This window comes from Pseudomonas sp. K5002 (genome assembly GCF_013386655.1).
Classification (GTDB): Bacteria; Pseudomonadota; Gammaproteobacteria; order Pseudomonadales; family Pseudomonadaceae; genus Aquipseudomonas.
On record NZ_JACARK010000836.1, the window covers coordinates 1 to 10,872 of the forward strand.

Here is a 10,872-nt window from a genome sequence, read left to right on the forward strand (position 1 = left end):
CTGGGCGCCCTGGCCGAGCGCAAGCGTGGCAGTTGGACCGAGCACGCCGAGCGCCAGGCGCGCCTGACCCTCGAAATTTTGAAACTGTGGCATGGCCTGCAAAAACGCTTCAAGGGCAAGATTGACCTGGCCCAGGCGGTGGCGCTGAATGATATCAAGCAGCAACTGAGCAATCTGGTGTACCCCGGTTTCGTACGGGAAACCCCGGCGCAATGGTTCAAGGAACTGCCGCGCTTCCTCAAGGCCATCGAGCTGCGCCTGGAGAAATTGCCAAGCCAGGTGCAGAAGGACCGGGTCTGGAGTACCGAGTTGGGCGGTTTGTGGAGCCAGTATCAGAACCGCCTGAACAAACACGCCCAGGAAGGCAAGCGCGACCCTCAGCTGGAGCTGTATCGCTGGTGGCTGGAGGAATACCGGGTTTCGCTGTTTGCCCAGCAGTTGGGCACCAAGGTACCGATTTCCGACAAGCGCCTGAGCAAGCAATGGAGCCTGGTCGAAGCGTGACCGACGTGCGGCAAGCAACTGTGGCGAGCGAGCTTGCTCGCTCGCCACAGGGAAGGTGTTTGTGCGGGATAGGCGCCAAGTGTCCGATGTTGTGGCAAACTTCGCGGTTATAAATGCCGGGATCGTCGAGTTGGGCTGGTGCAGCCGTGGCGCGATGGAATAAAGCGTTTCCAGTTTGAAGGCCGCTGGGCGGCATAAAACTACTTACGGTTTGGTACGACGGTACCAATACCCTTCTGCCTGAACAGATTTAGAGGAACGACCGTGCATAACGTCGTCATCAGCGGCACAGGCCTGTACACCCCGGCCAACAGCATCTCCAACGAAGAGCTGGTGAAGTCTTTCAATGCTTACGTGCAACAGTTCAACCTGGATAACGCCGCCGCCATTGAACGCGGTGACGTGGAGGCCCTGACCGAATCCAGCGCCGCCTTTATCGAGAAGGCCTCGGGCATCAAGAGCCGCTTTGTCATGGACAAGGCCGGCATTCTCGACCCGCAACGCATGGCGCCACGCCTGCCCGAGCGCTCCAACGACGAATGGTCGATCCTCTGCCAGATGGCCGTCAGTGCTGCCGAGCAAGCGTTGCAGCGCGCCGGCAAGACCGCCGCCGATATCGACGGTGTGATCGTCGCCTGTTCCAACCTGCAGCGGGCGTACCCGGCGATTGCCATCGAAGTCCAGGAAGCGCTGGGTATCCAGGGTTTTGGCTTTGACATGAACGTGGCGTGTTCCTCGGCGACCTTCGGTATCCAGAACGCCGCCAACAGCATCCAGCTGGGCCAGGCGCGGGCGATCCTGATGGTCAACCCGGAGATCTGCACCGGCCACCTGAATTTCCGCGACCGCGACAGCCATTTCATCTTTGGCGATGCGGCCACCGCCGTGATCCTGGAGCGGGCCGACCTGGCCACTTCCGAGCATCAGTTCGACGTGGTGAGCACCAAGCTGCTGACCAAGTTCTCCAACAACATCCGCAATAACTTCGGCTTCCTCAACCGCGCGGCGGAAGAGGGGATTGGTGCCCCGGACAAGCTGTTCGTGCAGGAAGGCCGCAAAGTCTTCCGTGATGTCTGCCCGATGGTCGCCGAGTTGATCGGCAAGCACCTGTCGGAAAACCAGCTGAATGTTGGCGATGTGAAGCGTTTCTGGCTGCACCAGGCCAACCTCAGCATGAATCACCTGATCGTGAAGAAACTGCTGGGCCGCGAGGCTTCTGTGGAAGAAGCGCCGGTGATCCTCGATACTTACGCCAACACCAGTTCGGCGGGTTCGGTGATTGCGTTCCACACCTACCAGGACGACTTGCCGAAGGGCGCTGTGGCTGTGCTTAGCTCGTTTGGCGCAGGGTATTCGATTGGTAGCGTGATCCTGCGCAAACGCTGATCATGTTTTGAAATCGAGGTCTTGAATGGCAGCAGCGGACGACGCGCACCTGCTTGAACGATTGCTCAAGGGTGAGCAGCGGGCCTACAAGGAGTTGGTCACCACTTACCAGAGCGCCATGCGCGCCGTGGCCTATGCCATCGTTGGCCAGCGCCATGCCGACGAGGTGGTGCAGGACGCCTGGCTCTCGGTGGTGCGTAACCTGGCGAAGTTTGAGGGGCGTTCCAGCCTCAAGACCTGGCTGCTGACCATCACTGCCAACTCGGCAAAGGGCCGCTACAAGCAAAACCGCCGGGAAGTACTGCTCGATGACTTGCCGGCGCCCCATGGCACCATCGGTGATGATCGCTTTGTGCCCGAAGATGGCCACTGGGCCGTCGCGCCGTTTGCCTGGCACCAGGACACGCCCGAAGCCCTGCTCACTGAAGACGAATTGCGTAAATGCCTGGAGCACACACTGGCCAGTCTTTCCGAGCTGCAAAGCAGCGTACTGCTGCTGCGTGAGCGCCAGGGGCTGGAGTTGGAGGAGATTTGTAATCTTCTGACGCTATCGCTCTCCAATGTTCGTGTGCTGTTGCATCGAGCACGGCTTAAAGTCTTCGCCACGGTGGAGCATTTTGAGGAAACCGGCGAATGTTGACCTGTAAGGAACAAGTGGCACGTTCCAGTGACTATCTCGATGGGCAACTGACCTTTCGCGAGCGCCTGCTGGTGCGCCATCACCTGATGTTCTGCCCCAACTGCCGGCGCTTTATCCGGCAGATGCGCTTGATGCAGGCGACGCTGAAGATCCTGCCCGAGCCGCCTATCGCCGATGTTGATGCGTTGGCCGAACGCCTGGCCGCCGAGCGCTCCCGCGACCAATAATATCCATCATTTTTCACACTTAAACGAAGCCCGCATCGATAAAAGATGCGGGCTTTTTTTTTGCTCAAAAAACAACCAAGATGAAAAATATTTCATTTTTCTCGGGTGTTTTTACATTTTGTATCATCTGCCATTTTCACCAGTTTCCGGGGCTGGAGCCTTGATTTCCGTAGGCTCTGGCTTATTTCGAATGGCTATTAAAAAGTTCCCGAGTAACAAAATCTTTATGTTCCAGCAACCCGGCTGAAATATCCCCTCGCCAAGATCGCCCCCCAACACCAGCGGCTCTAAACCGCGTGTTTTACCAATGCACAAGACCATCAATTAGGGGAATTCTTCGATGATCCGCAAGCACTTCGCCGGTTTCGCGGCGAGCGCCTTGGCCCTGGCTGTCACCGCCCAGGCTTTCGCCGGTACTGTCACAACTGACGGCGCCGATATCGTTGTCAAAACCAAGGGCGGCCTTGAGGTTGCAACCACCGACCAGAATTTCAGCTTCAAGCTGGGTGGTCGTTTGCAGGCCGATTACGGCACGTTTGATGGCTATTACACTAAGAACGGTGACTCGGCTGACGCGGCCTATTTCCGCCGCGCCTACATCGAGTTTGGCGGCACCGTCTACAAGGACTGGAAATACCAGGTCAACTACGACCTGTCCCACAACTCCGGCAACGCAGACGATGGCTACTTCGATGAAGCGTCCATGTCCTACACCGGCTTCAAGCCTGTCGTGATTCGCGCCGGTCGCTTCGACGAAGACTTCGGCCTGGAAAAAGCCACCAGCTCCAAGTGGGTCACCGGCGTTGACCGCAACGCAGCGTATGAAGTCGCGGACTGGATCCACTCCCACGCCAACGGCATGGGCATCCAGGCCAGCTCGGTGGTCGGCGACATGGCTTACCTGTCGGCCAGCGTTTCTTCCAAGGACATCAACGACAAGAACGGCAAAGGCGTGAAGCAATTCAACGCCCGTGCGGTGTTTGCGCCGATGCATGACACCGGCAACGTGCTGCACCTGGGCCTGGATTACGCGGTACGTGACCTGAAGGACACGGCCTTCGACTCGCGTATTCGTCCGCGTCTTGGGGTTCGCGGCGTTTCCACCAACGGCGGCAACGATGCGGGCGCCAACGGCAACCGTGCGACCTTCGGCGGCGGTGTGGGTCTGGATTCCGGCAGCCTGACGGCGAACGACGCCTACGACACCGACACGGTGTTCGGCGGCGAATTTGCATTCGCCCGTGGTCCGTTGTCCCTGCAGGGCGAATACCTGAACCGCAAGATGAAGGCAGACAGCAGTGCCTATCAGGACGTGAAAGCCAGCGGCTTCTACGGCCAGGTGGCCTACACCCTGACCGGAGAGTCCCGCGTCTACAAACTCGACGGTGCCAAGTTCGATACCATCAAGCCCGAGAACAAGCAGTACGGCGCGTGGGAAGTGTTCTACCGTTACGACAACATCACCGTTGATGACAAAAACGTAGTGCGCAACACCGCCACCCGTGAAGTGGGCGATGCCAAGGCCAACCTGAACATCATCGGGGTGAACTGGTACGCCAACGAGGCGGTGAAAGTCTCTGCCAACTACATCAAGGCCAAGACCGACAAAGTGGTTAATGCCGCCGGCGACGACAGCGGCGACGCCATCGTGGCCCGCGTGCAATACGTGTTCTAGGCAACCTGTAATACCGCTCCAAAGCGCTCTTTCTTCATCCGTCAAAGCGCTCCTCATTTGGTTTGCCCCGCCGTTTGGCGGGGCTTTTTTTTGCGCCGTGTCCTGTAGGCGCGAGCTTGCTCGCGAAGAACCCGAGATCACCGCGTTCTGTCAGAATGGTCGCGTTGTCGTTAACGATCATCGCGAGCAAGCTCGCTCCTACACAAAGCCGTGACCGTCGGGGAATGGGATGCCGTTACAACGTTTGAATAACCTGTCCGAGATTGCGCCCGATGAATGGAACGCGTTGGTCCCCGTCGATCAGCCGTTTCTGCGCCATGCGTTCCTCAGTGCCCTGGAAGACAGCGCCAGCATCGGCCCGCACTCCGGCTGGCAGCCCGAGCATTTGCTGCATTATGAAGGTGGACGGCTGATTGCCGCGTTGCCCAGCTATCGCAAATGGCATTCCTATGGCGAGTACGTGTTCGACCACGGTTGGGCCGATGCTTGCGAGCGGGCGGGCATCGACTACTACCCGAAATTGCTGACGGCCGTGCCCTTCAGCCCGGTCAGCGGCCCGCGCCTGTTGGCCGCCAGCGCCGAGGACGGTTTCGAATTGCTTAAAAGCCTGCCCGGTTACTTGGAAATCGAAGGCCTTTCCAGCGCCCATATCAACTTTACCGACGCCCTGGCGGACACCGCACTGGCCCGGCAGCCGGGTTGGCTGCAACGCCTGGGCTGCCAGTTTCATTGGCAAAACCGCGGCTACCGCGACTTCCAGGACTTTCTCGACGCGCTGAGTTCGCGCAAGCGCAAACAGATGCGCAAGGAGCGCGAGCAAGTGGCGGGGCAGGGCATCGATTTCGAGTGGCTGCAAGGTCATGAGTTGAGCGAGGCGCAGTGGGATTTTGTCTACGCCTGTTACGCCAATACCTACGCCATACGCCGACAATCGCCGTACCTGACCCGGGCGTTTTTCAGTCTGCTGGCCGAGCGCATGCCCGAGGCGATTCGCGTGGTGCTGGCCAAGCAAGGCTCACGGCCGGTGGCCATGGCCTTCAGCCTGATCGGCGGCAACAGTTTTTATGGGCGTTACTGGGGCTGCCTGGCCGAGTTCGACCGGCTGCATTTCGAGACTTGCTTCTACCAAGGCATGGATTACGCGATTGCCCATGGCCTGCAGCGTTTCGACGCCGGCGCCCAGGGCGAGCACAAGTTGATTCGCGGGTTTGAGCCGGTGATCACGCACTCCTGGCATTACCTGCGACACCCGGGATTGAAGACCGCCGTGGCGGATTTCCTGGAGCGCGAAAGCGTGGGGATCCTGGCATATGCCGAGGAGGCGAGGGCAGCCCTGCCTTATCGGCAGGGCTGAACCACTGATCGGTTGACAGGTGCCGAGGGCGGGAGCACTTCGCTATAGTGTATGTACAAAAGTAAATACAGGATGCACCATGCGTTTTGAGTGGGATGAATCCAAAAACCAAATAAACATCCGCAAGCACGGCATAGACTTCAACGACGTATCGGATATTTTTCAACATCCAATATTGTCACAACGTGATACTCGAACGGATTATGACGAAGAACGCTGGGTCAGCATTGGCTGGATAAAATTACTTGTAGGTGTAGTTGTATACACCGAGAGGCGGGGTGACGTAATTCGCATTATTTCCGCCCGAAAAGCAACCAAACAGGAGGCCAAATACTATGTCGAAAGCATCGAAAACTGACTGGGAGCGCCTGGCTAAGATGGACGATCGGGAGATCGATACCAGCGACATCCCCGAGTTGGGAGAAGACTTCTTCCGTCGTGCCGAATTGCGTGTGCCGGTCAAGCAGGCAGTTACTATCCGTCTGGATGCTGACGTTCTTGAGTGGTTCAAGGGGCAAGGGACTGGCTATCAGACGCGCATCAATCAGTTGCTGCGCCAGTATATGCAGGCACATCAAGGCTGATAGAGCACTGGCGAGGTCAGCCCTGCCTTATCGGCAGGGCTGAACCTGTCTGGCTCAGGCGGTTTTTTCCGTGCCGAGCCATCGATAGGTAATGCCGCCGACCACTGCACCGAGGATCGGCGCCAGCCAGAACATCCACAACTGCTGGAGCGCCCAACCGCCGACAATCAGCGCCGGGCCGGTACTGCGGGCCGGGTTGACCGAGGTGTTGGTGACCGGGATCGAGATCAGGTGGATCAGCGTCAGCGCCAGGCCAATGGCAATGGGCGCGAAGCCCGTCGGCACACGACGGTCGGTGGCGCCGAGGATGATCAGCACGAACATGGCCGTCATCACCAACTCGCACACAAACCCCGCTGCCATCGAATAACCACCAGGCGAATGCTCGCCGTAGCCGTTGCTGGCCAGGCCCGAAGCCAGTTCGAACCCCGGCTTGCCGCTGGCTATGAAGTACAACAGTGCAGCGGCAACGACGCCGCCGATTACCTGGGACACGATGTACGCCGGTAACTCCCTGGCCGGAAATCTTCCGCCCACTACCAGCCCCACCGACACTGCAGGGTTCAGGTGACAACCGCTGATGTGCCCGATGGCAAATGCCATGGTCAGCACCGTGAGCCCGAACGCCAGGGCCACACCGAGCACACCGATCCCGACCGGGGACGATGCGGCCAGTACCGCACTGCCGCAGCCACCCAACACCAGCCAAAACGTACCCAGTCCTTCCGTAACGGAACGTTTGAACAGTGACATGAACACATCCTTAATAGATTGCTCTATCTGATTAACGGGTCTGTGATGCATCCCTGCTGCCTTAAATCAGGGCCCTCCTGGGGCCTGATTGGAGTACAGCAGGATTGTGTAGCAAGACCAGCGGGATAGAGAAAACTGTCAGAATTGTTCGGAATTGAGGTTGCAGTTAACCAACGGAATCAGTCTATTCCGACGAAGCCACCGGTCTGGTGTTGCCACAATCGCGCATACAAACCGCCGTGTGCGAGCAATTCGGCATGGCTGCCGGTCTCGGCGATCTGGCCTTTTTCCAGCACCACCAGCCTGTCCATTCTGGCAATGGTGGACAGCCGGTGGGCGATGGCGATCACTGTCTTGCCCTGCATCAGGGTTTCCAGGCTTTCCTGGATCGCCGCTTCGACTTCCGAATCCAGCGCGGAGGTGGCTTCGTCCATGATCAGGATCGGCGCGTCCTTGAGCAGTACCCGGGCGATGGCGATGCGCTGGCGTTGCCCGCCGGAGAGTTTCACCCCGCGTTCGCCGACGTGGGCGTCGAGGCCGGTGCGGCCCTCGGCGTCCGACAGCAATGGGATGAACTCGTCGGCGCGGGCCTTGTGCACGGCGGCCCAAAGCTCTTCGTCGGTGGCGTCCGGCTTGCCATACAGCAAGTTGTCGCGGATCGAACGGTGCAGCAGCGAGGTGTCCTGGGTGATCATGCCGATCTGTTCGCGCAAGGTTTCCTGGGCGACGTCGGCGATGTTCTGGCCGTCGATCAGGATACGGCCGCCTTGCAGGTCGTACAGGCGCAACAGCAGGTTGACCAGGGTGGATTTGCCCGCGCCGGACGGACCGATCAGGCCGATCTTTTCACCCGGTTCAATCGCCAGGTTCAAGCCGCTGATGATCCCGCTCTTCTTGCCGTAGTGGAAATCCACCTGATCGAACCGCACCTCGCCATGGGGCACTTCCAGGCGCGGGGCATTTTCCCGGTCGGTCACTGCCAGCGGCTGGGCGATGGTTTTCAGGCCGTCCTGGACCATGCCGATGTTTTCGAAAATGCCGTTGACCACCCACATGATCCAGCCGGACATGTTGACGATACGAATCACCAGGCCGGTGGCCAGGGCAATGGCGCCCACCGAAATCAGGGATTGGGTCCACAGCCACAGGGCAAGGCCGGTGGTGGTGACAATCAGCAGGCCGTTCATGGTGGTAATCACGATGTCCATGCTGGTCACGACGCGGCTGGCCAACTGGGTTTTCTCGGTCTGCTCGACGATGGCTTCCCTGGCGTAGTTCTGCTCGAAATTGGTATGAGCGAACAGCTTCAAGGTGGTGATGTTGGTGTAGCCGTCGACGATCCGCCCCATCAGTTTTGAGCGTGCCTCGGAGGAGATGACCGAGCGCTCCTTGACCCGTGGCACGAAGTACCGCAGGGCCAGGCTGTAGGCGACGATCCAGGTGATCAGCGGGATCATCAGGCGCCAGTCGGCTTCGGCGAACAGCACCAGGGCGCTGATGGCGTAGATCGCCACGTGCCAGATCGCGTCCACGGCGGCCACTGCGGAGTCGCGCAGGGAGTTGCCAGTTTGCATGATGCGCTGGGCAATGCGCCCGGCGAAATCGTTCTGGAAGAAGTTCAGGCTCTGTTTGAGCACATAGCTGTGGTTTTGCCAGCGGATCAGGCTGGTCATGCCGGGGCTGATGGTCTGGTGCACCAGCAGGTCATGCAGGGCGCCGAAGATCGGGCGCAACAGCAGGGCGACCACGGCCATCCAGATCAGCTCGGTGGCGTGGATCTGGAAGAAGTTGGCGGGCGGCGTGCCCTGGGCCAGGTCGATGATGCGGCTCAGGTAGCTGAACAGCGCCACTTCGATCAGCGCGCCGATCAGGCCCACCACCAGCAAGGCGGCAAAGCTTGGCCATACCTGGCGCAGGTAATAGACGTAGAAGGGCAGGACTTTGTCTGGAGGGGCCGCGCTGGGAGGTTCGCGGAAGATGTCGATCAGTTGTTCAAAACGACGATAGAGCATTAGGTCTGACGCCCGCGCGGCGGGCTCTCCTGTTCAAATGCGCGCGACGCCCTGCGGGCCCCGCGCGAAACTCCCTGTAGCCTTCAGTCGATGCGCTTGGCCGACTTGATCAGGACAGGATCGATTGGCACGTTCTGCATGCCCTGTTTGGTGGTGGTCTGCGAGTTGACGATGATGTCGACCACGTCCATGCCCTTGACCACTTTGGCGAACACCGCGTAACCGGCATCACGGCCCGGGTCGAGGAAGGCATTGTCCGCAACGTTGATGAAGAATTGGCTGGTGGCGGAGTTCGGGTCGTTGGTACGCGCCATCGACAGGGTGCCGCGCACGTTATGCAGGCCGTTGCTGGCTTCGTTCTTGATCGGTGCTTCGGTCGGCTTTTGCGACATTTGCTGGGTAAAACCACCGCCCTGCACCATGAAGCCCGGGATTACCCGGTGAAAAATGGTGTTGGTATAGAAGCCCTTGTCGACATAGGCCAGGAAGTTCTTGGTACTGATCGGGGCCTTGACCGGGTCCAGTTCGATCTCGATGTCGCCATTGGTGGTGGTGATCAAGACGTGGGGTGCCTTGGCGGGTTCGGCCGCCATCAGGTTGGCAGCGAACAGTACGGAACCGGCAAAGAAGGCGATTTTTTTCAGCATGGGTCAGTGATCCTGGGTTGTGGTTTCGACTGTCTTGAGAAAATCGAGCAGGGTGTTGTTGAAGCGTTCGGGTTGGTCCAGCGGCGTGGCATGGCGGGAATCCTCGATCACCACCAGCCGCGCATCGGGCAGCAGTTTTACATAGATTTCTTTCTGCGCCACGGGGGTGTAGTCGTGGTCGGCGCTGATGACCAGGGTTGGACAGGATATTTTCGAAAGTTGTTCCTGTACGCCCCAGCCAACAATCGCATCGAAGCTGGCGAGGTAAGCACGTTTGTCGTTTTTTGCCCAGCGTTCGGCCATCTTGCGCCGCAGTTCGGCTTGTTCGGGCTTGGGAAACAGCAGGCTGCCCAGGGCTTTGCCGATGGTGTTCAGGCTGAGGACGCGCGCCAGGCTCCAGCGCTTGGCCCACTGCCAATAGTCGCTGGCGCTGCGAACCTTGACCTGGGGCGCACTGTTGACGATGCACAGGCTCTTGAGCATTTGCGGCTCATCCACTGCCAGTTGAAAGGCGATCATGCCGCCCATGGACAGGCCGACCACGTGGGCCGGCGGCAAATGCAGGTGTTCGATCAAGGCCACCAGGTCGGCGGTGAAGCCGGCGATGCTGTAGCGCTCACGGGGTTTGTCGGAGCGGCCGTGACCGCGCACATCCACCACCACCAGGCGATAGTGTTGGGACAGCACGGGCACTTGCAGTTCCCAGTCCAGGCAACTGGAGCCCAGGCCGTGGATCAGGATCAGCGGCGCGCCGTGGCCATATTCCTCGTAATGCAGGGTGCAACCTTCATGTTCGAAATAGGCCACGTGAACTCCTTGTTCAGGCTTGCTGCGGTGCGGCGAATGGCGCGTCCAGTGGTGCAGTGTCGAAGGTGCGCAGCAACTCGACGAGAATCTGCGTGGCCGGGCCCAGGGGTTTGTCCTTGTTCGAGTAAAGATAGAAGGTCGGGTTGCGGCTGCCACCCCGTTCCAGGGGCAGTAGCTTGAGCAGGCCTTCCTTGAGTTCGCGTTCGATCAGGTGTCGCGGCAGCCAGGCGAAGCCCAGGCCGCTGCTGACGAAGGTGGCGGCGGTGGGCAGGCTGCCGACGGT

The 10,872-nt window shown here is 59.4% G+C and carries 14 protein-coding genes; 8 read left to right on the forward strand and 6 right to left on the reverse strand.

Annotated elements, in window-relative coordinates; translation table 11 throughout:
- The 5 genes from HX846_RS29520 to HX846_RS29540 all read left to right on the forward strand — a co-directional run.
- The coding region (locus HX846_RS29520) for a DUF3418 domain-containing protein (protein WP_178966719.1) at positions 1-504 on the forward strand (504 nt) is incomplete at its 5' end.
- 264 nt (positions 505-768) lie between these two features.
- Positions 769-1,890: a beta-ketoacyl-ACP synthase III gene (locus tag HX846_RS29525; RefSeq protein WP_178966721.1), complete on the forward strand. Its 1,122-nt coding sequence runs from the start codon at positions 769-771 to the stop codon at positions 1,888-1,890.
- A gap of 25 nt (positions 1,891-1,915) precedes the next feature.
- The gene (locus HX846_RS29530; protein ID WP_003210700.1) at positions 1,916-2,530 is read left to right on the forward strand and encodes an RNA polymerase sigma factor; all 615 of its coding nucleotides are present in this window, start codon (positions 1,916-1,918) and stop codon (positions 2,528-2,530) included.
- A complete protein-coding gene (locus HX846_RS29535; protein ID WP_003210701.1) occupies positions 2,524-2,757 on the forward strand; it encodes an anti-sigma factor in 234 nt (77 codons plus the stop codon). Before HX846_RS29530 ends, HX846_RS29535 begins: the two co-directional genes overlap by 7 nt.
- Before the next feature lie 340 nt (positions 2,758-3,097).
- Complete coding sequence (locus HX846_RS29540) at positions 3,098-4,432, forward strand: OprO/OprP family phosphate-selective porin (protein ID WP_178966723.1); 1,335 nt, start codon at positions 3,098-3,100, stop codon at positions 4,430-4,432.
- A 34-nt stretch (positions 4,433-4,466) separates the two neighbouring features.
- On the opposite strand, the gene HX846_RS39800 is transcribed toward HX846_RS29540, so the two are convergent.
- Positions 4,467-4,622: a hypothetical protein gene (locus HX846_RS39800; RefSeq protein ID WP_157222855.1), complete on the reverse strand. Its 156-nt coding sequence runs from the start codon at positions 4,620-4,622 to the stop codon at positions 4,467-4,469.
- Positions 4,623-4,661: 39 nt separating this feature from the next.
- Between HX846_RS39800 and HX846_RS29550 the strand changes: the two genes are divergently transcribed.
- The 3 genes from HX846_RS29550 to HX846_RS29560 all read left to right on the forward strand — a co-directional run bounded on the left by HX846_RS29550 (position 4,662) and on the right by HX846_RS29560 (position 6,370).
- Positions 4,662-5,786, forward strand: coding sequence for a GNAT family N-acetyltransferase (locus HX846_RS29550; protein ID WP_102605385.1), 1,125 nt, complete (start codon positions 4,662-4,664; stop codon positions 5,784-5,786).
- 79 nt (positions 5,787-5,865) lie between these two features.
- Positions 5,866-6,144 carry a BrnT family toxin gene (locus HX846_RS29555; RefSeq protein WP_177050393.1) on the forward strand — a complete coding sequence of 93 codons (279 nt, stop codon included), beginning with the start codon at positions 5,866-5,868 and terminating at the stop codon, positions 6,142-6,144.
- On the forward strand, positions 6,122-6,370 hold the full coding sequence (locus HX846_RS29560) for a BrnA antitoxin family protein (protein WP_003210705.1): 249 nt from the start codon (positions 6,122-6,124) through the stop codon (positions 6,368-6,370). Before HX846_RS29555 ends, HX846_RS29560 begins: the two co-directional genes overlap by 23 nt.
- 54 nt (positions 6,371-6,424) lie before the next feature.
- Here the strand turns inward: HX846_RS29560 and aqpZ are convergent, their stop codons facing one another.
- The 5 genes from aqpZ to HX846_RS29585 all read right to left on the reverse strand — a co-directional run.
- Positions 6,425-7,123 carry an aquaporin Z gene (aqpZ, locus tag HX846_RS29565; RefSeq protein WP_087692558.1) on the reverse strand — a complete coding sequence of 233 codons (699 nt, stop codon included), beginning with the start codon at positions 7,121-7,123 and terminating at the stop codon, positions 6,425-6,427.
- A 179-nt stretch (positions 7,124-7,302) separates the two neighbouring features.
- Positions 7,303-9,135, reverse strand: coding sequence for an ABC transporter ATP-binding protein (locus HX846_RS29570; RefSeq protein WP_102605387.1), 1,833 nt, complete (start codon positions 9,133-9,135; stop codon positions 7,303-7,305).
- A gap of 83 nt (positions 9,136-9,218) precedes the next feature.
- Complete coding sequence (locus tag HX846_RS29575; RefSeq protein ID WP_003210708.1) at positions 9,219-9,782, reverse strand: peptidylprolyl isomerase A; 564 nt, start codon at positions 9,780-9,782, stop codon at positions 9,219-9,221.
- A gap of 3 nt (positions 9,783-9,785) precedes the next feature.
- The gene (locus HX846_RS29580; RefSeq protein ID WP_102605388.1) at positions 9,786-10,589 is read right to left on the reverse strand and encodes an alpha/beta fold hydrolase; all 804 of its coding nucleotides are present in this window, start codon (positions 10,587-10,589) and stop codon (positions 9,786-9,788) included.
- Between the two features lie 13 nt (positions 10,590-10,602).
- A partial coding sequence (locus tag HX846_RS29585) for a LysR substrate-binding domain-containing protein (RefSeq protein WP_218645499.1) occupies positions 10,603-10,872 on the reverse strand: 270 nt, incomplete at its 5' end.

Excerpts from the sequence above, each read along its gene's own strand:
- HX846_RS29530 (WP_003210700.1), top strand. The coding sequence starts at position 1,916 with ATGGCAGCAGCGGACGACGCGCACCTGCTTGAACGATTGCTCAAGGGT.
- HX846_RS29535 (WP_003210701.1), top strand. The coding sequence starts at position 2,524 with ATGTTGACCTGTAAGGAACAAGTGGCACGTTCCAGTGACTATCTCGAT.
- HX846_RS29540 (WP_178966723.1), top strand. The coding sequence starts at position 3,098 with ATGATCCGCAAGCACTTCGCCGGTTTCGCGGCGAGCGCCTTGGCCCTG.
- HX846_RS29550 (WP_102605385.1), top strand. The coding sequence starts at position 4,662 with ATGCCGTTACAACGTTTGAATAACCTGTCCGAGATTGCGCCCGATGAA.
- HX846_RS29555 (WP_177050393.1), top strand. The coding sequence starts at position 5,866 with ATGCGTTTTGAGTGGGATGAATCCAAAAACCAAATAAACATCCGCAAG.
- HX846_RS29560 (WP_003210705.1), top strand. The coding sequence starts at position 6,122 with ATGTCGAAAGCATCGAAAACTGACTGGGAGCGCCTGGCTAAGATGGAC.
- aqpZ (WP_087692558.1), bottom strand. The coding sequence starts at position 7,123 with ATGTCACTGTTCAAACGTTCCGTTACGGAAGGACTGGGTACGTTTTGG.
- HX846_RS29570 (WP_102605387.1), bottom strand. The coding sequence starts at position 9,135 with ATGCTCTATCGTCGTTTTGAACAACTGATCGACATCTTCCGCGAACCT.
- HX846_RS29575 (WP_003210708.1), bottom strand. The coding sequence starts at position 9,782 with ATGCTGAAAAAAATCGCCTTCTTTGCCGGTTCCGTACTGTTCGCTGCC.